Genomic DNA, 22,856 nt, shown 5'->3' on the forward strand with positions numbered 1-22,856 from the left:
ATCATACGTGCTTTCGGACCATGTCCTTTCGATGTTCTGCGTGCCCGCGGCCTGACGACCTTACGGTGTATCGGCCCACGCCTTCGCCGCGCGGATCGCGCGCTGCCAGCCATCGAGGCAGGTCCTGACCTCCGCGTGCGGCAGCGCCGGCGTAAAGCGATGCTCGAGCTTCCACTGGCTTTTCAACTCGTCGATATCCTTCCAGTAGCCGACCGCGAGACCGGCCAGATAGGCGGCGCCTAGCGCCGTCGTCTCGGACACCTGGGGGCGCACCGTGTCGACGCCGAGGATGTCGGCCTGGAACTGCATCAGCAGATTGTTCGCGCACGCGCCGCCATCCACGCGCAGTTCGCCGATGCGAATGCCCGAGTCGGCTTCCATCGCCTTCAGCACATCGAGCGATTGATATGCGATCGAATCGAGCGCCGCACGCGCGATATGCGCGGAGGTCGTGCCGCGCGTGAGCCCGAACAGCGTGCCGCGCGCATGCGCGTTCCAGTGCGGAGCGCCGAGGCCGGCGAACGCAGGCACGAGATACACGCCGTCGCAATGCGGCACGCTGCGCGCGAGCGTTTCGATTTCGGCCGCGCTCCTGATGATGCCGAGGCCGTCGCGCAGCCACTGCACCACCGCGCCGGCGATGAAGATGCTGCCTTCGAGCGCGTAGTCGATACGCTCGCCGATCTGCCAGGCGATCGTCGTGACCAGATTGTTCTTCGATTCGATCGGTTTGGCGCCCGTGTTCATCACGAGGAAGCAGCCGGTTCCGTAGGTGTTCTTGACCATGCCGGACTCGGTGCACATCTGGCCGAACAATGCGGCGTGCTGATCGCCGGCGATGCCCGCGAGCGGAATCTTCGATGCGAACACGGTGGTCACCGTCGGTCCGTACACCTCCGACGATGGCCGCACTTCCGGCAGCATGTTGCGCGGAACGTCGAGTGCGGCGAGCAGTTCGTCGTCCCACTTCAGCGTATGGATGTTGAACAGCATCGTGCGCGACGCGTTGGTTACGTCGGTGATGTGCAGCGCGCCCTTCGTGAAATTCCACATGAGCCAGCTGTCGACGGTGCCGAACGCGAGCCGGCCCTGACGCGCTTTTTCGCGCGCGCCTTCGACGTTGTCGAGAATCCAGCGGATCTTGGTCGCCGAGAAGTACGAGTCGATCGGCAGACCGGTCTTCGCGCGCACGCTCGCTTCGAGACCTTGCGCTTTCAGTTCGTCGCAGAAGTCGGCGGTGCGGCGGTCCTGCCAGACGATCGCGTTGTAGATCGGGTGGCCGGTTTCGCGATCCCACACGATCGTGGTTTCGCGCTGGTTCGTGATGCCGATCGCCGCGATCGACGTGCCGTTCATGCCGGCTCGCGTGACCGCCTCGGCGGCGACGCCGGCCTGGGTCGACCAGATTTCCTGCGGATCGTGCTCGACCCAGCCAGGCTGCGGGTAGATCTGCTGGAATTCCTTTTGCGCGCTCGACACGACGTTGCCGCGCCGGTCGAACAGCATCGCGCGTGAGCTGGTGGTGCCTTGATCAAGCGCGAGGACGTACTGATCCTGCATTGTCTCTTCTCCATGCATGTTATGGATCGCCGGATCGTTTGGCCGGCGATGCGAGCGGCGTGTTGTTGTGAGCGAGCCGCCATAGTTTGAGGGTGCGTGCCGGCGTCGTCCAGCCGAAGCTGCGGTGGGTGGCCGGCTCCACTCGTCGGGTGTCGTCTGCCGCGTCGCCTAGGCGCTCTGCCGGACCGGTTCGCGCGCGAACCACGCGTCGATGTCGCGCGTGATTTGCTCGAGCGTGTCCGGCTCGACATGCAGGCCGAGCTTCGAGCGGCGCCACAGCACGTCCTGCGCGGTGCGCGCCCATTCGGTATCGCGCAGATAAATCAGCTCGGCTTCGTGCAGACCCGGCGCGAACTCGCGACCGAGTTCGGCGCGCGAGTGCGCCGAGCCGATCACGCGATTCGCGCGCGTGCCATACGCGCGCGCGAGCCGATGCGCGAGCGATGCCGGCAGCCACGCATGTTCGCGCGAGAACTCGCCGAGGAAGCGATTGAAGTTCGCCTGCGCGATCTCGCCGCCCGGCAGCGGCGCGTCGGCGGTCCACGCGGGCGCGCCGTGGTGCAGCGCGTCGGTGACCGTATCGACGGCCTGCTCGGCGAGCTTGCGAAAGGTCGTGATCTTGCCGCCAAACACCGACAGCAGCGGCGCCTCGTTCGCGGGCGCATCGAGTTCGAGCGAGTAGTCGCGCGTGACCGCCGACGGATTGTCCGCGTTCTCGTCCTCCAGCAGCGGGCGTACGCCCGAATAGCTCCAGCGCACGTCGGCGGGCGAGATCTTCTGCCTGAAGTAGCGGTTGATCGAATCGCACAGGTACTGCGTTTCGTTGGCGTCGATCGCGACTTGCGACGGGTCGCCGCGATATTCGAGGTCGGTCGTGCCGATCAGCGTGTAGTCGTGCTCATAGGGAATCGCGAAGATGATCCGCTTGTCCGGGTTCTGGAAGATGTACGCGTGGTCGTGCTCGAACAGGCGCCGCGTGACGATGTGGCTGCCCTTGACGAGCCGCACGCTATGCGACGACGGCCGGCCGAGCGCGCCTTGCAGCAGCTCGCCGACCCACGGGCCCGCCGCGTTCGCGATCGCGGCGGCGCGCGCGTCGAGAGTCGTGCCGTCCGCGCGTTGCAGTTGCGCGCGCCACTCGCCGCCCGCGCGCACGGCGTTGAGCAGCTTCGTGCGCGTGAGGATCGTCGCGCCGCGCTCGTGCGCGTCGAGCGCGTTCAGCACGACGAGGCGCGCGTCGTTGACCCAGCCGTCCGAATAAACGAAGCCGCGCTTGATCGTTTCGACGAGTGGCGCGCCGGCCGGATGCCGGCTCATCACGATGCCGCGCGAGCCCGGCAGCAGCTCGCGTTTAGCCAGATGGTCGTACAGGAACAGACCCGCGCGGATCAGCCAGGCGGGGCGCAGTTCGGGCATGTGCGGCATCACGAAGCGCAGCGGCCAGATGATGTGCGGCGCTGCGCGCAGCAGCGTTTCGCGCTCCTGCAGCGCTTTGCGCACGAGCCCGAACTCGCGGTACTCGAGGTAGCGCAGCCCGCCGTGGATCAGCTTGGTGCTCGCCGACGACGTGTGCGCGGCCAGATCGTCCTGCTCGCACAGCAGCACCGACAAGCCGCGGCCGGCCGCGTCGCGGGCGATGCCGGCGCCGTTGATCCCGCCACCGACGACGAGCAAATCGTATTTCGTGCCTTGCGTCACCTGCTGAGCCCTCTGGATCGAATCTGGAAGTCAGTTGGAAAGCAAATTGAACGAATCATGTTCGTTTTCGAACTTTAATGAACATATTCGAAAAAGTAAAGTTCGCTTGATTTGCACGAACGTGGATCGAATGGCGACCGAGTGGCGTAACGCGCGAGCGCGGACGATACTCTTGGCAGCAGCCATTTCGAGGTGATGAATGCGAGGATTTTTGATGATCGGCGCTGCCGCGCTTCTGGCAGGATGCGTGAGTACGCCGAGTCTGGAAGGGACGAGGGGCGCGACGTCGTTCGAGGCGTTGCAGAAGATGTGCTCGCCGCAGACCGTCGACTACGGCCACGACGCGCAGATCGTCTACGAGACGTTCTTCGATGCCTATGTGGCGAACCGGCGCGGCCGGCTGTCGAACGACGACTTCTGCGCGTTCCAGGCGTCGATCGCGCAGCGCCATGCGAGCGAGGGGACGAGCAGCGATCCGAAGGTGCGCAACCAGTGGGTCGAGTTCTTCAACGAGCAGCGCGCAAGGGCGCTCAGCTGGCGGGCGACTGTCGACCCGACCTTGCGTAGCGGCTAAGTGGCAGCGGGTTGACTGGCGGGCCCGACTCTCGCGCCGCCTGCCAGGCGCACCGGTTCACTTTTGCGGCGCCAACGCTCCGCGCCACAGCATGCGCAGGATCTGCGCGAACACCGCTTCGCGCGACGGCTCATGTGCGCCGTCGTCGGCGGAATCGGCGTGTCGGGCCGCCGGCGGCGGCAACTGGTTCGCGAGCGCGAGCATCGTGAAGCCGTGCAGGCTCGTCCAGTACGCGTAGCCGATCAGACGCGGATCGCCTTCGAGAACACCCGCCTCGACGAGCCGCTCGAAGTGCGCTTCCAGCAGGCGCCACGCGCGTTGCGACGCCGCGGCCAGCTCGGGGTAAGCGCCTTGCTGTTGCGGCGTCTGATCGAACATCAAACGATAGGCGTGCGGCTCATCGAGCGCGAAGTCGACATAGGCACGGCTGACGGCGCTGTGATCGATGGCGGGGGCGTTCGCGGGGATCGCTTTCGCGACCGCTTCGAGGCGCGCGGCGAAGCGGTTGAACGCGGCGGCGCGGACCATCGCCAGAATTTCTTCCTTGTCGCGGAAATAGCGATACGGTGTCATCGCGCTGCAGCCGAGCTCTTTCGCCAGCTCGCGCATCGTCACGCCTTGTGCGCCGCGGGTCGCAAACGCGTTTTCCGCGACGCGTCGCATCGCTTCGCGAAACTGCTGTATGTCGTCGGCGGAGAGCGTCTTGGGCATGCGCGAGGTCGGGAAGAAGTCCGTCGCGCGAATTTACTGTGTAAATGAGATGCGCACAACAAAGGGCCGCGAAGGCGGCCCGCTGTCAACTGCAGGGAAAACTCACGAATAACGTTTGATGGCCCGCAATGCGGTGTCGCCGGTTTCCGTCACGCGCCATTCTTCGTTGCCCGATGCGAGGCGTTCGAGTTGCACCAGTTGGCGTTCGAGCAACGCGTCGAGTTCTTCTCGGTCCATTTCGACCTGGTTGGGGGCGTCCTTGACGAGCAACAACGTGGCGAATTCATGCGGACTCAGCATCGTTCTCTCCATGTCAGCAAATTGCGGACAGCCTTGCAGTCGACCGGTAGGTCGGGGCGGGGGTCCGCTAAAGATCAGGTCGGGAGGTACGGCTTACACGACAGGTTCACACAACCGACGCCGTGCGAAACTCGCAACGTACGCTGGGGAACTGGAGTTTAGGCGAGCACCGATGAAACGCCAACATGGTCCCCGTAAATTTTCCATTTGACAATTGGCCGCGCGATAGGCGGTCCGGCCCTGCAGCCAAATTCTTGATTTCACGCGAGGTTTTGCGTGCACCGCAGCATGGCGGAGAACGCCTGGAATTATCCGGCGATGTAGATTTGACAATTCGCGGCGTTCAGAGCCTCGGCCATGTCGGCGGGTGGGGCGGCGTCGGTGAACAGCGCGTCGATCTGCTCGAGATGTCCCTGGCGAACTAGCGCGGGACGGCCAAACTTGGAGTGATCGGCGGCGAGGAAAACGGTGCGCGCGTGCTCGATGATCGCCTCGGCGACACGCACTTCGCGCGTATCGAAATCGCGCAGCGTACCGTCCGTTTCGATGCTCGACGTGCCGATGATCGCGAAATCGACCTTGAACTGACGGATGAAGTCGATCGCCAGTTCCCCGACGATGCCCTTGTCCCACGGTCGCACGATGCCGCCCGTCACCAGCACTTCGCAGTCCGGGTAGCCGCTCATCATGCTCGCGACGTTCAGATTGTTCGTGATCACGCGCAAGCCGCGGTGGCGGTTCAGCGCGCGTGCCACTTCCTCGGTGGTCGTGCCGAGGTTGATGAACAGCGATGCCTGGTCCGGAATGTGAGTGGCCACCAGCGCCGCGATGCGTCGCTTCTCTTCATGGAACATGCGCTGGCGCGCGGTGTAGGAGACGTTCTCGGAACTGGTCGGCAGACTGGCGCCGCCGTGATAGCGGCGCAGCAGGTTCATATCGGCGAGCCAGTTGACGTCGCGGCGGATCGTCTGCGGGGTGACGTCGAAGTGGCTCGCGAGGTCGTCCACGGTCACGAAGCCGTCGCGTTGCACCCACTCCAGCAATTCCTGTTGCCGGGCGTTGAGAGTCAGGCGGGGGTCTCGTGTCATGTGTGGTGTGTCGTGGCTGTTGTGTCGGCGCGGTCCGTCGTCGTCATCGAGCGGCTGGCCGAAAGCCAGCCGTCGACGAACGCGGTTGCGGCTATTGTAAGACCATCGTGCCCCCTGTCCGCCAACTGGCGCAGTCCGCTGGAATTCGCCGCGAGCACTACGGATTTGCTCGATCCCCTCGTTCAGGCGCATTTCGCATTTATTCATTTAATAAATGAATTTGTTTTTTGGCGCGCTTCGCGATGCAATCCTGGGTTTCGCGATTTACCTGCTTTACAACCTTTCCCCTGATGTCCGGCGACTTTTTCGTGCCGGCCGCGCTTTCGAGAGTGTTCGACATGACTGGCTTCAGCAACTGGCAAAACCCTTATCCGACGCAACGTCTGCCCGTATTCGCACGCAATATCGTTTCGACCTCGCACCCGCTCGCCGCGCAGGCCGGGCTGCGCATGCTGTGGAAAGGCGGCAATGCCGTCGATGCGACCATCGCGGCCGCCGCCGCGATCACGGTGGTCGAGCCGGTGTCGTGCGGCCTGGGCGGCGACGCCTTCGCGCTCGTGTGGGACGGCAAGAAGCTGCATGGTCTGAACGCGTCGGGCGTAGCGCCGGCCGCGTGGAACGTCGATTACTTCAAGCGCAAATATGGCGAGGAAAACGGCCTCGCGCAGCAGCCGAAGCGCGGCTGGGATGCGGTCACCGTGCCGGGTGTGATCGCCGGCTGGGAAGCGCTGCACCAGAAGTTCGGCAAGCTGCCGTTCGCCGAGCTGATGGAGCCGGCCATCGAAATCGCCGAGCGCGGTCACGCGGTGGCGAGCATCGTCGCTTACAAGTGGGCAGCCGCGGTGCCGGAGCTGAAGGACCAGCCGGGCTTCGCGCAAACCTTCATGCCGCGCGGCCGCGCGCCCGAGGTCAGCGAGCTGGTGCGCTTCCCCGGTCACGCGAAGACGCTGCGCCTGCTCGCCGAGCAAGGCCCGCGCGCGTTCTACGAAGGCGAGATCGCGGAGCGGATTGCCGCGTTCGCGCGCGCAGGCGGCGGCGCGCTGAGCGCCGACGATCTGCGCAACTACCGCGCTGACTGGGTCGAGCCGATCGGCAAGGACTATCGCGGCTACACCGTGCACGAGATTCCGCCGAACGGCCAGGGCATCGCGGCGCTGGTTGCGCTCGGCATCCTGGAAAAGTTCGACGTGAAGTCGCTGAAGGTCGACAGCGTCGAGTCGCAGCATCTGCAGATCGAAGCGATGAAGCTCGCGTTTGCCGACGTGTATCGCTATGTCGCCGATCCGCGCTCGATGGAAGTCACGCCCGAGCAGATGCTCGACGACGCGTATCTGAGCTCACGCGCGAAGCTGATCGATCCGAAGCGCGCGACGCACTTCGACTTCGGCATGCCGAAGGCGGGCGGCACGATCTACATGTCGGCCGCGGACGAGAGCGGCATGATGGTCAGCTTCATCCAGTCGAACTACATGGGCTTCGGCTCGGGTGTCGTGGTGCCCGAGAGCGGCATCGCGCTGCAGAACCGCGGCTGCGGCTTCTCGATGGACCCGAAGTCGCCGAACGTCGTCGAGGGCGGCAAGCGGCCGTTCCACACGATCATTCCGGCGTTCCTCACGCAGCAGGTGAACGGCCAGCAGGAAGCGGTGATGAGTTTCGGCGTGATGGGCGGCGACATGCAGCCGCAAGGCCATCTGCAGACGGTGGTGCGCATGCTCGACTACGGACAGCAGCCGCAGGCCGCGTGCGATGCGCCGCGCTGGAAGGTCAACCGCGACTTCACGGTCGATATCGAGTCGACGCTCGATCCGAAGACCACCGAGGGCCTGCAGAAGCTCGGCCACACGATCAAGTCGGTCGACGATCCGTACATGGACTTCGGCTCCGGCCAGTTCATCTGGAAGCTCGCTCGCAACGAGCCGGAGCGCGGCTACGTAGCGGCCAGCGACAGCCGCCGCGACGGTCTGGCGGCCGGCTTCTAGGCCACGACGAGGCAACGCGCGGAGCTGAGGTCCACACCGGAGCTCAGCTCAGACACCCGGGCAACAGGCGACGAACGCGCGGCATTCCGTATGCCGCGCCAATGCGCGCCCACCAGCCGCCCCGCCGATGCAGGCGAAGCCGCGCCCGACACAGCTATCACGCAGCAGACACGCAGGAGACCATCATGAACACCCCCGCGTCGCATTCGACAAGCGCTTCGCCTCACGCCGCGCCGCTTTCGAAAGCGATGGTGCGGCGGATCGTTTTCTCGTCGTCGATTGGCAACGCGCTCGAGTGGTTCGACTTCCTGGTTTATGGCTACTTTGCGACGATCATCGCGAAACAGTTCTTCCCGATGCAGGACGAGTGGCTGTCGACGCTGCTCGCGATCGCCACCTTCGGCATCTCGTTCCTGATGCGCCCGCTCGGCGCGATCGTGCTCGGCGTGTACGGCGACCGCAAGGGCCGCAAAGCGGCGCTCACGCTCGCGATCGCGCTGATGATGGTCGGTACTTTCACGATGGCCGTGATGCCACCGTTTTCGACGATCGGTCTCGCGGCGCCGCTGCTGGTGCTGTTCGCGCGGCTCGTGCAGGGCTTCGCGGTCGGCGGCGAGTTCGGCAGCGCGACCGCGTTCATGGTCGAACACAGCGCGACGCGGCGCGGCTACTACGCGAGCTGGCAGTTCGCGAGCCAGGGTCTCGCGGCGATCACCGCGGCGGCCTTCGGTTCGCTGCTGACCGCGTGGCTGCCGGCCGAGCACCTGAACAGCTGGGGCTGGCGTGTGCCGTTCGTGTTCGGTCTGCTGGTCGGGCCGGTCGGCTACTACATTCGCTCGCATCTGGACGAGACACCCGAATTCCTCGCATTGCGTGAAGAGCGGGCGGCTAGCGAAGCGGCCGGCGAACACAAGGCCGTGAACGGATCGAAGGACGCGTCGTTCGCGAATCAGTGGGTCAACCTGCTGCTCGCGATCGGCATCGTTGCGCAGTCGACGGTCGGGGTGTACGTGCTGCAGCTCTACATGCCGCTCTACGCGGTCAAGCAGCTGCATATGGCGGCGGCCGCCTCGTTCGGCGTGGTCGTGCTGAACGGCGGCATGCAGTTCATCTTCTCACCGATCATGGGCGCGCTGTCCGATCGCATCGGCCGAATTCGTATCATGCTGAGCACGTCGATCCTGATGGGCCTGCTGATCTATCCGATGTTCGCATGGTTGCAGACACATCCGACGATTGGCTGGCTGCTCGTGCTGCAAGGCGTCGCCGGTATTTTCAAGGCCTCGTACTCGGGGCCGATGCCCGCGCTGATGTCGGAGATCTTCCCGACCCAGGTACGCTCGACTGGCCTTTCGATCGGTTACAGCATCGGCGTGACGATCTTCGGCGGCTTCGCGCCGACCATCGTCGAAACCTTCATTCATCTGACCGGCGACAAACTCGCGCCGAGTTATTACGTGCTGCTTGCGGCGGTGCTTTCGGGCGCATCGCTGATCATCGTTGCGCGGCGCATGCGTCGAGTGCGTCCCGTCTCGGGCGAGGTACAAGCTGCCTGAGGAAGAGCGGGCCGCCTGGGGGCGCCCGTGTCTCCAACCCGGCCGGACCTGGGTTGTGTCCGAAAAGCCAGCCTTTTGGGCTGGCTTTTTTTGCCTTGCGGACATCGTTTTTAATCCGCTGCAAGATTTCGACCATCTTGGAATCGGAACTGCGTCGTTGCGGCATGGTCTGTGCTGTGTGAACTGCATGGTCGGATATCTCCGGCTAACATGCAGGGTACAAGGGCCCAACTCTAATTCACGGCGTTGTATCCGGCACGGAGAACATCACGGCGAGCGCGGGGGCGGTTGCGAAGAACTCCACGGGTCGGTACAGCATGGGAGCAAGACACAATGCACACGGAGCTGAACCATGTCATGCCCTGGCGGATCGAGGACATCGATCTGACGCGCATCGACCGGCAGAAGGCCGCGGCCAACGAAGACCTGCTGCTGTTGCTGTGCGCGGCCTCGTTCATCGAAAGCGGCACTGATCTCTACACCAGCAATCTGAGTACATTTTTCAACGACGATCCGGAGGTCTCGGCCTGGCTCAACCACGAGTGGGAGCCCGAGGAAATGCAGCACGGCCGGGCGCTGCAGACCTATATCGCGTATGTATGGCCCGAGTTCGACTGGCACACCGCGTTCCGCAATTTCATGGGCGAGTATTCGCTGACGTGCTCGGTCGACGATTTCGAAAAGACCCGGGCGCTCGAGATGGTCGCGCGTTGCGTAGTCGAAACGGGTACCGCGACGCTGTATCGAGCGATCAACGAATGCTCGGATGAGCCGGTGCTCAAGCAGATCACCGACAACATCCGCACCGACGAAGTCCGTCATTACAAGCACTTTTTCAAGTACTTCAAGAAGTACAACCGGATCGAGGGCAACGGCCGGCTCGCGGTGCTCGGCGCGTTGATGCGTCGCGTGATGGAAATCAAGAACGAAGATTCAGAGATCGCATTGCGCCACGTGTTCGCGATTCGCTATCCGGAGCGCGTGCACGACTCCGCATATAACCGCGAGCGCGCGGCGCGTATCAATAAGCTGGTGCGGCGCAATCTGTCCGCCGACATGTGCGTGAAGATGCTGCTCAAGCCGCTCGATCTGCCGGCGCGCATTCAGCCGGGTGTGCATTATCCGCTCGCGAAGATCACGCAGCATGTGTTCTTTCGCTGAGCCTTGAAAGCGAAGCAAAGAGCAAAGCCCGCATCAGCCCGCATCAGCGGGCTTTGCTTTTTTCGAGGCATGATTGAGCTTTACCCCCCTCTTCGACTGGATCGATGGCATGAGCGATTCCTCCTCCGCATCACCGTCCGCGCGTCCGCTCGAACAGAATGTGTTCGACGAATGGCCGGCCAACGTGCGCGCGTTGTTCGACGGTTCGTCGCTTGCGGACAAGGTGGGCTTCACCGCCTCGCTGTTGAGCGTCGATGCGAACGGGCACGTGCGCACATCGCTGCTGAGCGTCGGCGAACTCTATGCACCCGACTCGCGCACGCTGTGCATTGCGCTATGGCCGCAGGCGCGCGCGACGGGCGCGATTGCGCAAAGCGGGCGCGCGGCGCTGAGCTTTGTATGCGATGCGGCGTTCTATCAGGTGCAATTGCGTATCGCGCCGCTGCCCGGTGTTGCGGGCGATGACAGCGGCCTCGTCTATCTGCTCGGCTCGATCGACACAGCGGAAGCGCAAAGCGCCCGTTATGCGCGCCTGACGGGCGGCATCACGTTCGAATTGCAGGGAGAGGGGAGTGCGGCGCTCGAGCGATGGGAACAGCAAATCGAGCATTTGAAGCGGGCTGCCGCCGCGAGCAGCCGTTAGTCTTCGAGCAGGGAAGCGCTAATGGCTGGTACGCACGCTGGCAGCCCTTAGGCCGAGCGGCGCTTAACGGCCGCGGTCGCCGTTGCGCGACGGTTGCGCGCCACGCGGCGCATCGTTGCGCTTCACGCCGCCGCCGAGCAACGCGCCCGGATTGCCGTTGGGCGAACGATTGCCTTGAGGCTTGCGCGGCGCGTGGTGCGCGGGAGCGCCATCATGCGCGGCGGCACGCGGCCGATCGTCGTGCCGCTGAGTATCGCGACGCGGCTGACCGCCATTGCCGGCCGGCTTCGCACCTTGCGGCCGCGGCGCGGGCTGAGCGTTCGACGCACGCTGTCCCGAACGCTGACCGGAGCCTTGAGCCGGCTTGGCCGATGCGCCACCACCAGCAGCGCCGTCACGACGCCCCGCGCCTTGTCCCTGGCGCTGCGAACGCCCGCCGCCACCCTGGCCGCGTCGCTGGATCGGCTCCGGCTTCGCGGTCGGATCCGGCTCGAAACCGGCGATCACTTCCTGCGGGACTGGACGCTTGATCAGCTTCTCGATGTCCTTCAGCAACTGCAGTTCATCGACGCACACGAGCGACACCGCCTCGCCCGTCGCGCCCGCGCGACCCGTGCGGCCGATGCGGTGCACGTAGTCTTCCGGCACGTTCGGCAGATCGAAGTTGACCACGTGCGGCAGCTGATCGATATCGATGCCGCGCGCCGCGATGTCGGTTGCCACCAGCACCTGCAGCGTGCCGTCCTTGAACTCGGCGAGCGCGCGCGTGCGGGCCGATTGGCTCTTGTTGCCGTGGATCGCGAGCGCGCTGATGCCGTCCTTCGTCAGCTGCTCGGCGAGGCGGTTCGCGCCGTGCTTGGTGCGCGTGAACACGAGCACCTGGAACCAGTTGTGCTGCCGGATCAGATGCGTGAGCAGCTCGCGCTTGCGGTCGCGATCGACCGGGTGAATCTTTTGCGCGACCGTTTCGGCCGTCGTGTTGCGGCGCGCGACTTCGATCAGCGCCGGTGAATCGAGCAGGCTGTCGGCGAGCGCCTTGATCTCATCGGAGAAGGTCGCCGAGAACAGCAGGTTCTGGCGCTTCGGCGGCAGCTTCGCGAGCACGCGCTTGATGTCGTGGATGAAACCCATGTCGAGCATGCGGTCGGCTTCGTCGAGTACGAGAATCTCGAGATGCGACAGGTCGATGGTCTTCTGCTGCATGTGATCGAGCAGACGGCCCGGCGTCGCGACGACGATGTCAACGCCGCGCTTGAGCGCATCGATCTGCGGATTGATGCCGACACCGCCGAACATCACGGTCGACTTCAGCTTCAGATACTTGCCGTACGCACGCACGCTTTCTTCGACCTGCGCGGCGAGTTCGCGCGTCGGCGTGAGGATCAGCGCGCGCACCACGCGCTTGCCGCCGGCGGCCGGCGCCATCGAATTCAGGCGCTGCAGGATCGGCAGCGTGAAGCCGGCGGTCTTGCCGGTGCCGGTTTGCGCGCCGGCGAGCAGATCGCCGCCGTTGAGCACGGCCGGGATCGCCTGAGTCTGGATCGGAGTCGGGCTGGTATAGCCGAGTTCATTGACAGCGCGGACCAGCGGTTCGGACAAGCCGAGGGAATCAAAAGACATAAAAGCTCTTTGCAATGCAGTTTCGCGAACGGCCCCGCTGAGCCCATAGGACCCCAACGCGGAAAAACCAGCGCGGCATCGACACGCCCGCATGGCGTGTGCGAGGCCGCAGCCCGGTTCCGTTCACGGAGAAATCGGCGGCACGCTCACAGATGTGCCGAATGTTTCAACGCGCTATGCAGACACGTCGACTGGCCTTAAGTTGCAATTCGTCGCCGTGGAACGTCACGCGACATAGCGCGCGACACTGACGAATTGACACAGACTGCCCGCCAGTACGAACAGGTGCCAGATACCATGTCCGTGGCGGATGCGCTCGTCGTTGATGAAGAAATAGATGCCGGCGCTGTAGATGACGCCGCCGGCCACGAGCCACGCGGTACCCGCGGCCGGCAATGCCTGCACCAGCGGGCGGACAGCTACGAGCGCGAGCCATCCCATCAACACATACAGCACCATCGACACGCTGCGGGTGCGTCGCCCGAGCGTGAGTTCCTGCACGATGCCGAGGGCAGCGAGCCCCCAGCTCACGCCGAATAGCGACCAGCCCCACGGTCCACGCAATGTGACGAGCGTGAACGGCGTGTAACTGCCGGCGATCAGCAGGTAGATCGCCGAATGATCGCATTTCTGCAGAATCGCCTTCAGTCGCGCATGGCTGACGCTGTGATACAGCGTCGAGATCGCATACAGCACGAACAGCATCGCACCATACACGCTGAAGCTGACGACCTTGTACGCGTCGCCGGCGAGCGCGCCCATCGTGACGAGCGCCGCCAGCCCCACCACCGACAGCACGGCGCCGACGAGATGGGTAATGCTGTTCAAACGCTCACCAAAGGGCACGACTCTTTCCTCCTGCACGGTCCACGAAGGCGACCACCAACACAAACAGGCCCACATGATACCGGTACTGAAAAAACGAAGGGCGCGGCCGCGAAACTCGCAGGCCGCGCCCAGGGTACGTCGAACCCTGCTTAGTCGAGCGGCGCCGAACGCAACTCGGCCACTTGCTGTGGCGACACGGCCGTACCGTGGTTGCCCCAGGACATACGGATGTACGTCACGACCGCTGCGACTTCCTGATTCGACAGAGACTGTGCGAACGGCGGCATGCCGTACGGATGCGGGTTCGCGTCCGTGCTCGGCGGATAACCGCCGTTCAGCACCATGCGGATCGGGTTGACCGCCGACGGCATCTGGATCGACTGGTTGTTCGCGAGCGGCGGGAATGCCGGCGGGCGGCCGAGACCATTGTCTTCGTGGCACTTCGCGCAGTTGTCAGCGTAGATCTTCTGACCTTGCTTCAGCAGTTCGCCGCCGAACTTTTCCGAGGTTTCGAGCTGCAGCGGTTCCGGTGCTTCGCTCTTCTGCGGAATCGTCTTCAGGTACGTCGCCATCGCGTTGATGTCTTCGGTCGACAGATACTGCAGGCTGTTGTGAACCACTTCGGCCATCGGACCGAACACCGCGCCGCGGGTCGACACGCCGGTCTTCAGCAGATCGGCGATGTCCCTCAGGTCCCAGTCGCCGAGGCCGGCTTCCTTGTTCGACGTCAGCGACGGCGCATACCAGTTCTGCAGCGGAATCAGACCGCCCGCGAACGCCGCCGAGCTGACCGGGCCGCCCATCGCGTTGATCGACGTATGGCACATGCCGCAGTGGCCGAGACCTTCGACCAGATACGCACCGCGGTTCCATTCGACCGACTTGGTCGGGTCCGGCTTGAACTCGCCTTCACGGAAGAACAGCGTGCGCCAGCCGATCAGCATGTTGCGCTGGTTGAACGGGAATTTCAGTTCGTGCGGACGGCTCGGGACGTTGACCGGCGCGACGGAGCGCAGGTACGCGTAGATCGCGTCGGAGTCGGCGCGCGTGACCTTCGTGTAGCTCGTGAACGGGAAGCCCGGATAGAGCAGGCTGCCATCTTTCGAGCGGCCGGTGTGCATCGCGCGATAGAAGTCGTCCTGGGTCCACTTGCCGATGCCGTACTGGTCGTCAGGCGTGATGTTCGGCGTGAACATCGTGCCGAATGGCGTGGCCATCGGCAGGCCGCCCGCGAACGGCTGGCCGCCGCGCACGGTGTGGCAGGCGATACAGTCGCCCGCGCGGGCGAGATACTCGCCCTTCTTGATCAGGTCGGCCTGGTCCGCGGGCGTTGCCGCGACGGCCGCGCCGCTGCTATGCAGATGGTCGCCGCCCGACCACAGGACGGGAACGAGTGCGGCGGCCGCGACCACGACGACTGCAGAGAGGGCGAACAAAGACTTGCGTTTCATTTGAATGTCTCTCCCGGCGCCTTATTGCGGTTCGCTGCCGCAGGCAAGCGGAGTCTTCAAGGAGCGGGCCGGAGCCGGCACGGGGTTTTGCGGAGCCTGCTGCGTGGCAAGCCAGGCCGCGACGGCGTTCACGTCTTCGTCGCTAAGGCGCGTGGCGATGGTGTGCATGCAGTCCGGTGCGATCGCACGACGCGTGCCCGAACGCCATGAGCCGAGCTGCGCGCTGATGTAGTCGGCGTGCAGGCCCACGAGACCCGGGATCGCCGGTTCCATACCGGTCAGCGCCTTGCCGTGGCAGGCCGCGCAAGCGGGCACCTGCTTGTTCGCATCACCATGCAGCACGATCTGCTCACCGCGCGCGAGCGTGGTGGCCGAGACCGTCGGCCTGGCCGGCGTCGGATACGGCGGACGCTGCTGCGAGAAGAAGTTGGCGATCTGATGCAGGTAGTCGTCGGAGAGATACGTGACGAGGTAGTTCATCGGCGGGTACTTGCGGCGCCCTTCACGGAAGTTCTGCAACTGATTGAACAGATATCCCGCCGGCTTGCCCGCGAGACGCGGGAAGTAGTCATTGTCGGTGCCTTGCCCATGCGAGCCGTGGCAAGCCGTGCAGCCTTGCACGCGCGCTTCCATCGTGTCGGGGGCCTTCGGTTGAGTCTGCGCTTTCGCAGCGCTATAGACACCCGCGGAGCCGATCAGCAGAAGGGCAAGCAACGGGCGGAAGAGGCGTCTTGAAGACACGCGTAACTCCATCAGAATCGGGGACCTGACCGAACTTCGGGCGGCTCGGTGTGAAGGACAGCCGTCGCTGCGGCGACGCAGCATTCTATCATCGAAGGGTGATGGTGCCTATTTGCCGCATTAGATGCGGTTCCAGGTGTGACCGCCATGCGACAGTGTGTCGCGTTTGCCAGTTTCGGACTTCAGTTGCGTCGTGCGTCGTGATCAATATCGTTGTCTCATCAAGCAAGGTTGAACCGATCCCCGTGCGCGCCATCGAAGCGTACACTTCCGGGCTCGCCGGCCGTCGTGCAGACGATGCGCGTCGTCGGCCCGGCTCTGTTTCGTTCGTTCTCATCCGCTATCGGCCCCACATGAAGCTATTCGATTTCTCCTCATCGACGCTGCGAGCGTTGATGTCCGGCGCGGTGGCGCTGGCCATGTCATCCACCGCGTTCGCGCATGCGCATCTGATCTCGAGCGTGCCGGCCGCGAACGCCGAGGCCGTCGCGCCGGCCGACGTGACCATCCATTTCACCGAGCCGCTCGAGCCTGCGTTCAGCAAGATCACACTCGCCGATACAAGCGGCAAGCCTGCGACTTCGACCGCGTCGACGGTCGATAGCGCGGACGCCCGCGAGATGCACCTCGCGCTGCCTCAGCTGACGAGCGGCCGCTATTCGGTGCACTGGGTCGCGGTGGCCACCGATGGCCATCGTACGCAAGGCGACTTCGCGTTCAACGTCAAATGAACTTCGACGGACTGTGGATCGGGCAGGTCGCAATGGCCGCGCTCATGAACGTCGCGTTCGGCTTCGCCGTTGGCTCGGCGCTACTCGGCGCATGGCTCGCGAAGGACGGGCAGCAAGGCACTTCACCGGCGCGGCCCGGCTGGATGCGCGCACATCGCTCGATGCTCGCGGCCACCATCGTGCTGGTGCTCGCGGATCTCGGCTGGCTGCTGTATCAGGCGGCGTCGATGAGCGGCGTAGCGTTGCCCGCGGCATTCGGCATGGTGCCGACGGTGCTGACGCAAACGCATGTCGGCTATGGTTGGAGCGTCGCGTTCGGCGGCGCACTGGTGCTGCTCGGCACCGCGCTGAGCCACGGCACGGGCATGCTGCGTAACACGCTGCTGTGGCTCGCGGTGCTCGCGATTTCGGCGGGCAAGGCGTCGCTCGGTCATGCGGCCGATGCCGGCGTCGTATCGGCCGCGATCGGCATGCAGACGCTGCACGTGCTCGCGACGAGCGTATGGGGCGGTGTCGCGATGGCCGCGGGCTTCGCGGTGCTGCCGGCGCTCGGCGCATCGACCGCGCGCGGCATGCTGATTCGCACGGCGACCCAGGTGTCGAACGTCTCGCTCGTCGCGGTCGCGTTGGTGTTGCTGTCGGGCGTCTTCAATGCGGTGCGCGGCTCGGGCGGGTCGTTCGAAGCGATTCAGGCGAGCACGTGGGGACACGTGCTGACGTTGAAGCTCGTGCTGGTCGCGCTCGCGCTGGTGCTCGGCGCGCTGAACCGCACGTCGGCGCTGCCGCGCCTGCGTCGCACCGCGTCGACGATGGATGCGCATACCTTCGTCAACGTGATGTATCTGGAAGCGCTCGTGATGATCGGCGTGTTCGTCGTCGCGGCCGCGTTGTCGCACACCGTGCCGGCGTTCGCTGCGCTCGGCTGAACGCGCGGCGCGCCGCATAAAAAAGCGCCGCACTGCAAAGCACGTGCGGCGCAATACACACGGTCGCCTGGCTGTTGCCAGCGCACCCGCTACTACTCTTCAGGCAAGCAGCGCGTCGTCGCGCGCGCGTTCCAGCAATGCAGGCGTCAGTCGCATCACGCGGTCCGGCTCGCTGCGCGCTTACTCGAGGCCGAGGCGATGACCGAGAATCGGCGCGCAGAACAACGCGATCGCGCAGCCCGCGGCCTTCCCTTCGAGTTCGGCGCCGGCAGCGTGCGTGCCGACCATCTGCGTGAGCAGATCGAAAACCTGCGGCAGGCAGTACGGCACTGCCGCGGCGATAAAGAATTTCCCGACCACCGCGATGCTCCATCCGCGCTCGTAGGCGACCATCGCGCCGATGATGCGCAGCACGCCGAAGACGACCAGCGCACCGACCGCCGCCTGTTCGCGGATCAGATAGTCAGGAAGGAATTCGCCCATGGTGTTCCCCGCGGCATGCGTTGTCGGCATGCATTTCAGCAAGGAGCAGACCATGTGTCTGTCCGGTACCGAACAAACGTCGCGAGAGCCGGGCGGGATAAGGATGTGCGGGGATCGAGGCAGGGAGGGGCGGCCCGCGCGTCACATAGCCGGAACGCGCGGGCGCAATGGCCCGCGAGTCACCATTCGGCCACGCTGCCGTCCGTGTGACGCCACACCGGATTGCGCCAGCGATGACCAACCTTCGCCATCTCGCGCACCTTTTCTTCGTTGACCTCGATGCCGAGGCCCGGGCCTTGCGGGATCGACACGAAGCCGTCTTCATACTTGAAGACTTCCGGGTTCTTGATGTAATCGAGCAGGTCGTTGCCCTGGTTGTAATGGATGCCGAGGCTCTGTTCCTGGATGAACGCGTTGTAGCTGACCGCGTCGATCTGCAGGCAGGTCGCGAGCGCGATCGGGCCGAGCGGACAATGCAGCGCAAGCGCGACATCGTAGGCTTCGGCCATCGCGGCGATCTTGCGGCACTCGGTGATGCCACCTGCGTGCGAAGCGTCCGGCTGGATGATGTCGACGTAGCCGCCCGACAGGATGTGCTTGAAGTCCCAGCGCGAATACAGACGCTCGCCGAGCGCGATCGGGGTATTGGTCTGATTGACGATGTCGCGCAGCGCCTCGGCGTTCTCCGACAGCACTGGCTCCTCGATGAACAGCAGCTTGTACGGATCGAGTTCCTTGGCGAGCACCTTCGCCATCGGCTTGTGCACGCGGCCGTGGAAGTCCACGCCGATGCCGATGTTCGCCCCGACCGCCTCGCGCACCGCCGCGACGTTGTTGATCACGCCTTGGACTTTGTCGAAGGTGTCGATGATCTGCAGTTCTTCCGAGCCGTTCATCTTGACGGCCTTGAAGCCGCGCTCGACCACCGCGCGCGCGTTGTTCGCGACATCGCTGGGGCGGTCACCGCCGATCCACGAGTACACCTTGATCTTGTCGCGCACCTGGCCGCCGAGCAGCGCATGCACCGGCACGCCATGATGCTTGCCCTTGATGTCCCACAGTGCCTGATCGACGCCGGCGATCGCGCTCATCGTGATCGGGCCGCCGCGATAGAAGCCCGCGCGGTACATCACCTGCCAGTGATCCTCGATCAGCAGCGGGTCCTTGCCGATCAGATAATCGGAGAGTTCCTCGACGGCCGCGGCGACCGTATGCGCGCGGCCTTCCACCACCGGCTCGCCCCAACCGACGATGCCCTCATCGGTCTCGATCTTGAGGAAGCACCAGCGCGGCGGGACGACGAAGGTTTCGAGCTTGGTGATTTTCATGGTGTGTGTCTCCTGACGATCGGCCGGAACGCAAAGAATTTTGGGAATTCCATGCTACAACAAAAGTGCATTTAAATACTATTAATAGTACTATTTGCCACATAGTGGTGAGATTTGGAATACTTGTTGCCGCGTTGCGCGACGAGACCACCACCCGCGAGGAGAAAACCATTCCGCACGATCTGCATGGACGAGTCACCCAACTGCTCGCGACCGCGATTCTGCGCGGCGACTATGCGCCGAAGTCGATCCTGCCTCGCGAAGCCGAGTTAATGGAGACGTTCGGCGTGAGCCGCACGGTGTTGCGCGAGGCGCTGCGCACGCTGACGTCGAAAGGGCTGATCGAATCGCGGCCGCGCGTGGGTACGCGGGTGCGGGTCAAGTCCGCGTGGAATCTGCTCGATGCCGATCTGCTCGACTGGTATTCGCGCGTCGCCGAGCCGATGGCGTTTGCGCTCAAACTGCAGGAAATGCGCGAGATGATCGAGCCTTACGCGGCCGGCCTTGCAGCCACCGCGTGCACCGATGACACGTTGGGCGCGCTTGCGGCCGCCCATGCCGCGATGGTGGCGGCGCGTAACGTCGATGAGTGGGTGCGTGCGGATCTGCAGTTCCATCTGAGCGTGCTGACCGCGTGCAGCAACGAATTGCTGATTCCGCTTGGCGCGCTGATCGAGCGCACGCTCGAGGCACAGTTGCGGCTCAATGCGAAACGCGCCGATGTGTTCAACGCGTCGCTCGCCGAGCACACGGCGGTGTACGACGCCATCCGCGCGCGCGATGCCGCCGCGGCGTACGCGGCGATGTCGTCATTGCTTGGCGTGACGCGCGGGCGAATCGAAGGCTGAGACGGACGGCGCCGCGCTCGATCTCAATCCATCGCCGCATGCGCGGCCGACGCATCCAGCGCTTTATGCGACGGCCGGATCAGCAGCAATAGCGGGATGACCAGCAGCGTTGCCACGAACATCAGCTTGAAGTCGTTCAGATACGCGACCATCGCCGCCTGCTGCGTGATCGACGCGTTCAGTGCCGCGATGTCGTAGCGCGAGCCGCCGTCGAGCATCGACTGCAGCGCCGGATTGAACGCGGTCACGTTCGCGGCGAGGTCCGCGTGCGAGATTTGCGTGTTGCGCGTCATCAGCGTCTGGACGATCGAAATGCCGATACTGCTGCCGATATTGCGCATCAAGCTATAAGTCGCGGTGCCGTCCGCGCGCAACTCCGGCGACAGCGTCGAGAACGTCAGTGCAGACAGCGGCACGAACACGAGACCGAGCCCGAAGCCTTGGATTACGCCTGGCCACACGATGTTCGACTCCGACAGCACGATCGTGTAATGCATCATCTGCCACAGCGCGAACGCCGAGATCAGGAAGCCGCAGAGCAATAGCAGCCGCGCATCGACGCGCTTGAGCAGCCGGCCGGCGATCAGCATCGCGACCATCGTGCCGGCGCCGCTCGGCGCGGTGACGAGGCCGGTGGTCGCGACCGGATAACCCATCAGGTTTTGCAGCATCGGCGGCAGCAGCGCGCGGGTCGCGTACATCACCGCGCCGATCACGAAGATGAAGAACGTGCCGGTCGCAAAGTTCGGGTCCTTCAGCAACTTGTACTTGAAAAACGAGCGCTCGCCGACGGTCGCCGTGTGGACGAGGAAAAACGCGAAGCTGATCGCCGCGACCAGCGCCTCGATCACGATCTCGGTCGATGAAAACCAGTCGAGCTGCTCGCCGCGATCGAGCATCGCCTGCAATGCGCCGATCGCGAGGCCGAGCGTGATGAAGCCGAACGCGTCGAACTTCACGTCGTGCTTGGGCTCGCGCTTCGGCAGGAAGGTCGCGACGCCGAACAGCGCGAACGCGCCGATCGGCACGTTGATGAAGAACACCCAGCGCCAGTTGTAGCTATCGGTGAGCCAGCCGCCGAGCGTCGGCCCGAGAATCGGTCCAACCATCACGCCCATGCCCCATACGGCCATCGCCTGGCCCTGCTTTTCACGCGGGTTGATGTCGAGCAGGATCGATTGCGAAAGCGGCACCAGCGACGCGCCGAAGATCCCTTGCAGCAAACGCGACACGACGATCTGCGGCAGCGTCTCGGAGAGTCCACACAACGCGGACGCCACCGTGAAGCCGCCGATCGCGATCAGCAGCAGCCGCCTGACGCTGAGGCGGTCCGCCAGCCAGCCGGTGAGCGGCGTGGCGATCGCGGCAGCGACGATATAGGAAGTCAGCACCCATGTGATCTCGTCCTGCGACGCGGACAGCGTGCCTTGCATATGCGGCAGCGCCACGTTTGCGATCGTGCTGTCGAGCGTCTGGATCAGCGTCGCGAGCATGATCGAGATCGTGATCATCGGCCGGTTGAGCAGCTCAGTGGCGCTCGCCGGCGTGGAGGCGGAAGACATGAAAGGTGGGGAGGGTCGATATCGTAAGCATGCTTAGTATATCGTCAATGTGTGTTTGCGCGATCGGGAGTTGTGCTGAAGCTGGAACGCATGCGCAGGCGCAAGCGCGCTGTAAGCCGAAGTGCTTCCGTATAATCCGCGCATGAAAACCCAATTCGAAGAGCGCTTCGGCTTTCTGATCTACGACGTCGGCCGGCTGGCGGGCAAGCGTTTCGACGATCATGCGAAGTCGTCGGTCGACCTGACTCGCGCGCAATGTCGCGTGCTCGCCTATCTCGGCCATTACGGCGAGATCAATCAGGCCCGGCTCGCGGATCTGCTGGAGGTCGCGCCGATCTCGGCGGGCCGGCTGCTCGACCGGATGGAGGAGGGCGGCTGGATCGAGCGGACCGCGAATCCGCAGGATCGCCGCGAGCGCCAGGTGCGCATGACGCCGAAGGCCGAGCGCACGCTCGGCAAGGCGCGCAAGGTCGGCGACGAGGTCGCGCTCGAAGCGCTCGATGGTTTCAGCGATGAAGAAGCGGCGCAGTTGATCGCGCTGCTCCAGCGCGTGCGCGGCAACTTGAGCCGGCTGGTGGATCGCTGAAGCGTCGCGGTGTTGGCGAGACGCTGAAGTCTTTCGCGCGAGCCCGAGCGACGCTGGCACGCGCTTCAAATCACGTTATTTGGATTCCGACGCTGGGGCGCCGCCGCTCGGCGGTACCAGCTCGTAACAGCCCGCCGCCGCCGTTTTCGCTTTTGCTTCCGGTTGCTGCGCATCGATGCATTTGAACGCGCTCTGATCGCGCTGCACGAAGATCGTGTCGGCCGGCCCGTTGTTGACCACGGCGACGATCTTGTAGCCGTCCTGCAGAAGCGTCGCGAGCATGGTCGAGCTGGCGCGCCATTGACTGTCGGAAGTGCTCGGCGTTTGGGCCTGTGCGGTGAGGACGGCGGTCGTGCCGGCGAGCGTGAGCGCAGCGGTGGTTGCGGCAAGCGCGACGGTGCGGAACGTCATTAAGGAACCTCCTCGAAGTTGCGACGGAATTGCGGAAGGAAGCCTGCCAGGTTCTGCATCGTGGACGCGCG

The 22,856-nt window shown here is 64.4% G+C and carries 22 protein-coding genes; 9 read left to right on the forward strand and 13 right to left on the reverse strand.

The genetic code is table 11. From position 1 onward, the window contains the following. Nucleotides 1-60: 60 nt before the first annotated feature. Together glpK and glpD are read right to left on the reverse strand one after the other, a co-directional pair. Nucleotides 61-1,560 carry a glycerol kinase GlpK gene (gene glpK, locus AB3X94_RS25725; protein ID WP_368613082.1) on the reverse strand — a complete coding sequence of 500 codons (1,500 nt, stop codon included), beginning with the start codon at nucleotides 1,558-1,560 and terminating at the stop codon, nucleotides 61-63. A 168-nt stretch (nucleotides 1,561-1,728) separates the two neighbouring features. After that, on the reverse strand, nucleotides 1,729-3,258 hold the full coding sequence (glpD, locus tag AB3X94_RS25730) for a glycerol-3-phosphate dehydrogenase (protein WP_368613083.1): 1,530 nt from the start codon (nucleotides 3,256-3,258) through the stop codon (nucleotides 1,729-1,731). Nucleotides 3,259-3,472: 214 nt separating this feature from the next. On the opposite strand from glpD, the gene AB3X94_RS25735 reads away from it, so the two are divergent. Further along, the gene (locus tag AB3X94_RS25735; RefSeq protein ID WP_246391772.1) at nucleotides 3,473-3,832 is read left to right on the forward strand and encodes a hypothetical protein; all 360 of its coding nucleotides are present in this window, start codon (nucleotides 3,473-3,475) and stop codon (nucleotides 3,830-3,832) included. Nucleotides 3,833-3,889: 57 nt separating this feature from the next. Here the strand turns inward: AB3X94_RS25735 and AB3X94_RS25740 are convergent, their stop codons facing one another. The 3 genes from AB3X94_RS25740 to AB3X94_RS25750 form a co-directional block, all read right to left on the reverse strand. Further along, nucleotides 3,890-4,543, reverse strand: coding sequence for a TetR/AcrR family transcriptional regulator (locus tag AB3X94_RS25740; protein ID WP_368613084.1), 654 nt, complete (start codon nucleotides 4,541-4,543; stop codon nucleotides 3,890-3,892). A 102-nt stretch (nucleotides 4,544-4,645) separates the two neighbouring features. Beyond that, a complete protein-coding gene (locus AB3X94_RS25745) occupies nucleotides 4,646-4,843 on the reverse strand; it encodes a hypothetical protein (RefSeq protein WP_013090475.1) in 198 nt (65 codons plus the stop codon). Nucleotides 4,844-5,151: 308 nt separating this feature from the next. Next, complete coding sequence (locus AB3X94_RS25750; protein ID WP_176121795.1) at nucleotides 5,152-5,931, reverse strand: DeoR/GlpR family DNA-binding transcription regulator; 780 nt, start codon at nucleotides 5,929-5,931, stop codon at nucleotides 5,152-5,154. 338 nt (nucleotides 5,932-6,269) lie between these two features. Here AB3X94_RS25750 and AB3X94_RS25755 point away from each other — a divergent pair, with 338 nt between their 5' ends. The 4 genes from AB3X94_RS25755 to AB3X94_RS25770 all read left to right on the forward strand — a co-directional run bounded on the left by AB3X94_RS25755 (nucleotide 6,270) and on the right by AB3X94_RS25770 (nucleotide 11,270). Beyond that, nucleotides 6,270-7,910: a gamma-glutamyltransferase family protein gene (locus AB3X94_RS25755; RefSeq protein ID WP_368613093.1), complete on the forward strand. Its 1,641-nt coding sequence runs from the start codon at nucleotides 6,270-6,272 to the stop codon at nucleotides 7,908-7,910. A gap of 185 nt (nucleotides 7,911-8,095) precedes the next feature. Continuing rightward, a complete protein-coding gene (locus AB3X94_RS25760) occupies nucleotides 8,096-9,466 on the forward strand; it encodes an MFS transporter (RefSeq protein ID WP_368613085.1) in 1,371 nt (456 codons plus the stop codon). 333 nt (nucleotides 9,467-9,799) lie between these two features. Continuing rightward, entirely contained in the window at nucleotides 9,800-10,627 is an 828-nt protein-coding gene (locus tag AB3X94_RS25765) for a ferritin-like domain-containing protein (RefSeq protein ID WP_176105108.1), read from the forward strand. 109 nt (nucleotides 10,628-10,736) lie between these two features. After that, the gene (locus tag AB3X94_RS25770; RefSeq protein WP_176105109.1) at nucleotides 10,737-11,270 is read left to right on the forward strand and encodes a hypothetical protein; all 534 of its coding nucleotides are present in this window, start codon (nucleotides 10,737-10,739) and stop codon (nucleotides 11,268-11,270) included. Nucleotides 11,271-11,333: 63 nt separating this feature from the next. Here AB3X94_RS25770 and AB3X94_RS25775 read toward each other — a convergent pair whose 3' ends face one another. The 4 genes from AB3X94_RS25775 to AB3X94_RS25790 all read right to left on the reverse strand — a co-directional run bounded on the left by AB3X94_RS25775 (nucleotide 11,334) and on the right by AB3X94_RS25790 (nucleotide 15,922). Further along, complete coding sequence (locus AB3X94_RS25775) at nucleotides 11,334-12,890, reverse strand: DEAD/DEAH box helicase (protein WP_368613086.1); 1,557 nt, start codon at nucleotides 12,888-12,890, stop codon at nucleotides 11,334-11,336. Between the two features lie 225 nt (nucleotides 12,891-13,115). Then, on the reverse strand, nucleotides 13,116-13,736 hold the full coding sequence (locus tag AB3X94_RS25780) for a hemolysin III family protein (protein ID WP_176105111.1): 621 nt from the start codon (nucleotides 13,734-13,736) through the stop codon (nucleotides 13,116-13,118). A gap of 131 nt (nucleotides 13,737-13,867) precedes the next feature. Beyond that, entirely contained in the window at nucleotides 13,868-15,169 is a 1,302-nt protein-coding gene (locus AB3X94_RS25785; protein WP_176105112.1) for a cytochrome c, read from the reverse strand. A gap of 21 nt (nucleotides 15,170-15,190) precedes the next feature. Continuing rightward, entirely contained in the window at nucleotides 15,191-15,922 is a 732-nt protein-coding gene (locus tag AB3X94_RS25790; protein WP_176105113.1) for a c-type cytochrome, read from the reverse strand. A gap of 341 nt (nucleotides 15,923-16,263) precedes the next feature. Here AB3X94_RS25790 and copC point away from each other — a divergent pair, with 341 nt between their 5' ends. Beyond that, on the forward strand, nucleotides 16,264-16,641 hold the full coding sequence (gene copC / locus AB3X94_RS25795) for a copper homeostasis periplasmic binding protein CopC (RefSeq protein ID WP_176105114.1): 378 nt from the start codon (nucleotides 16,264-16,266) through the stop codon (nucleotides 16,639-16,641). Further along, nucleotides 16,638-17,567, forward strand: a complete 930-nt coding sequence (locus AB3X94_RS25800) for a CopD family protein (protein WP_176105115.1) — start codon at nucleotides 16,638-16,640, stop codon at nucleotides 17,565-17,567. Before copC ends, AB3X94_RS25800 begins: the two co-directional genes overlap by 4 nt. A gap of 180 nt (nucleotides 17,568-17,747) precedes the next feature. Here the strand turns inward: AB3X94_RS25800 and AB3X94_RS25805 are convergent, their stop codons facing one another. Both AB3X94_RS25805 and dgoD read right to left on the reverse strand, forming a co-directional pair. Continuing rightward, nucleotides 17,748-18,050, reverse strand: a complete 303-nt coding sequence (locus tag AB3X94_RS25805; protein WP_368613087.1) for a hypothetical protein — start codon at nucleotides 18,048-18,050, stop codon at nucleotides 17,748-17,750. Between the two features lie 179 nt (nucleotides 18,051-18,229). After that, complete coding sequence (dgoD, locus tag AB3X94_RS25810) at nucleotides 18,230-19,378, reverse strand: galactonate dehydratase (RefSeq protein ID WP_368613088.1); 1,149 nt, start codon at nucleotides 19,376-19,378, stop codon at nucleotides 18,230-18,232. A 134-nt stretch (nucleotides 19,379-19,512) separates the two neighbouring features. Here dgoD and AB3X94_RS25815 point away from each other — a divergent pair, with 134 nt between their 5' ends. Beyond that, a complete protein-coding gene (locus tag AB3X94_RS25815) occupies nucleotides 19,513-20,226 on the forward strand; it encodes a FadR/GntR family transcriptional regulator (RefSeq protein ID WP_368613094.1) in 714 nt (237 codons plus the stop codon). A 23-nt stretch (nucleotides 20,227-20,249) separates the two neighbouring features. Here AB3X94_RS25815 and AB3X94_RS25820 read toward each other — a convergent pair whose 3' ends face one another. Further along, nucleotides 20,250-21,788 (reverse strand): DHA2 family efflux MFS transporter permease subunit, encoded by a 1,539-nt coding sequence (locus AB3X94_RS25820; RefSeq protein ID WP_176105118.1) that lies wholly within the window; start codon nucleotides 21,786-21,788, stop codon nucleotides 20,250-20,252. A 142-nt stretch (nucleotides 21,789-21,930) separates the two neighbouring features. Here AB3X94_RS25820 and AB3X94_RS25825 point away from each other — a divergent pair, with 142 nt between their 5' ends. Then, nucleotides 21,931-22,374, forward strand: a complete 444-nt coding sequence (locus tag AB3X94_RS25825) for a MarR family winged helix-turn-helix transcriptional regulator (RefSeq protein ID WP_176105119.1) — start codon at nucleotides 21,931-21,933, stop codon at nucleotides 22,372-22,374. A gap of 75 nt (nucleotides 22,375-22,449) precedes the next feature. Here the strand turns inward: AB3X94_RS25825 and AB3X94_RS25830 are convergent, their stop codons facing one another. Then, nucleotides 22,450-22,785, reverse strand: coding sequence for a hypothetical protein (locus tag AB3X94_RS25830; RefSeq protein WP_368613089.1), 336 nt, complete (start codon nucleotides 22,783-22,785; stop codon nucleotides 22,450-22,452). Nucleotides 22,786-22,856: the final 71 nt, after the last annotated feature.

It is taken from the genome of Paraburkholderia sp. BR10923 (genome assembly GCF_040948765.1).
Lineage (GTDB): Bacteria > Pseudomonadota > Gammaproteobacteria > Burkholderiales > Burkholderiaceae > Paraburkholderia > Paraburkholderia youngii.

Excerpts from the sequence above, each read along its gene's own strand:
- AB3X94_RS25760 (WP_368613085.1), top strand. The coding sequence starts at position 8,096 with ATGAACACCCCCGCGTCGCATTCGACAAGCGCTTCGCCTCACGCCGCG.
- AB3X94_RS25785 (WP_176105112.1), bottom strand. The coding sequence starts at position 15,169 with ATGAAACGCAAGTCTTTGTTCGCCCTCTCTGCAGTCGTCGTGGTCGCG.
- AB3X94_RS25800 (WP_176105115.1), top strand. The coding sequence starts at position 16,638 with ATGAACTTCGACGGACTGTGGATCGGGCAGGTCGCAATGGCCGCGCTC.
- AB3X94_RS25830 (WP_368613089.1), bottom strand. The coding sequence starts at position 22,785 with ATGACGTTCCGCACCGTCGCGCTTGCCGCAACCACCGCTGCGCTCACG.
- AB3X94_RS25820 (WP_176105118.1), bottom strand. The coding sequence starts at position 21,788 with ATGTCTTCCGCCTCCACGCCGGCGAGCGCCACTGAGCTGCTCAACCGG.
- AB3X94_RS25825 (WP_176105119.1), top strand. The coding sequence starts at position 21,931 with ATGAAAACCCAATTCGAAGAGCGCTTCGGCTTTCTGATCTACGACGTC.
- AB3X94_RS25755 (WP_368613093.1), top strand. The coding sequence starts at position 6,270 with ATGACTGGCTTCAGCAACTGGCAAAACCCTTATCCGACGCAACGTCTG.
- AB3X94_RS25745 (WP_013090475.1), bottom strand. The coding sequence starts at position 4,843 with ATGCTGAGTCCGCATGAATTCGCCACGTTGTTGCTCGTCAAGGACGCC.
- AB3X94_RS25750 (WP_176121795.1), bottom strand. The coding sequence starts at position 5,931 with ATGACACGAGACCCCCGCCTGACTCTCAACGCCCGGCAACAGGAATTG.
- AB3X94_RS25790 (WP_176105113.1), bottom strand. The coding sequence starts at position 15,922 with ATGGAGTTACGCGTGTCTTCAAGACGCCTCTTCCGCCCGTTGCTTGCC.
- copC (WP_176105114.1), top strand. The coding sequence starts at position 16,264 with ATGAAGCTATTCGATTTCTCCTCATCGACGCTGCGAGCGTTGATGTCC.
- AB3X94_RS25765 (WP_176105108.1), top strand. The coding sequence starts at position 9,800 with ATGCACACGGAGCTGAACCATGTCATGCCCTGGCGGATCGAGGACATC.
- AB3X94_RS25740 (WP_368613084.1), bottom strand. The coding sequence starts at position 4,543 with ATGCCCAAGACGCTCTCCGCCGACGACATACAGCAGTTTCGCGAAGCG.
- glpK (WP_368613082.1), bottom strand. The coding sequence starts at position 1,560 with ATGCAGGATCAGTACGTCCTCGCGCTTGATCAAGGCACCACCAGCTCA.
- AB3X94_RS25775 (WP_368613086.1), bottom strand. The coding sequence starts at position 12,890 with ATGTCTTTTGATTCCCTCGGCTTGTCCGAACCGCTGGTCCGCGCTGTC.
- AB3X94_RS25770 (WP_176105109.1), top strand. The coding sequence starts at position 10,737 with ATGAGCGATTCCTCCTCCGCATCACCGTCCGCGCGTCCGCTCGAACAG.
- AB3X94_RS25805 (WP_368613087.1), bottom strand. The coding sequence starts at position 18,050 with ATGGGCGAATTCCTTCCTGACTATCTGATCCGCGAACAGGCGGCGGTC.
- AB3X94_RS25735 (WP_246391772.1), top strand. The coding sequence starts at position 3,473 with ATGATCGGCGCTGCCGCGCTTCTGGCAGGATGCGTGAGTACGCCGAGT.
- dgoD (WP_368613088.1), bottom strand. The coding sequence starts at position 19,378 with ATGAAAATCACCAAGCTCGAAACCTTCGTCGTCCCGCCGCGCTGGTGC.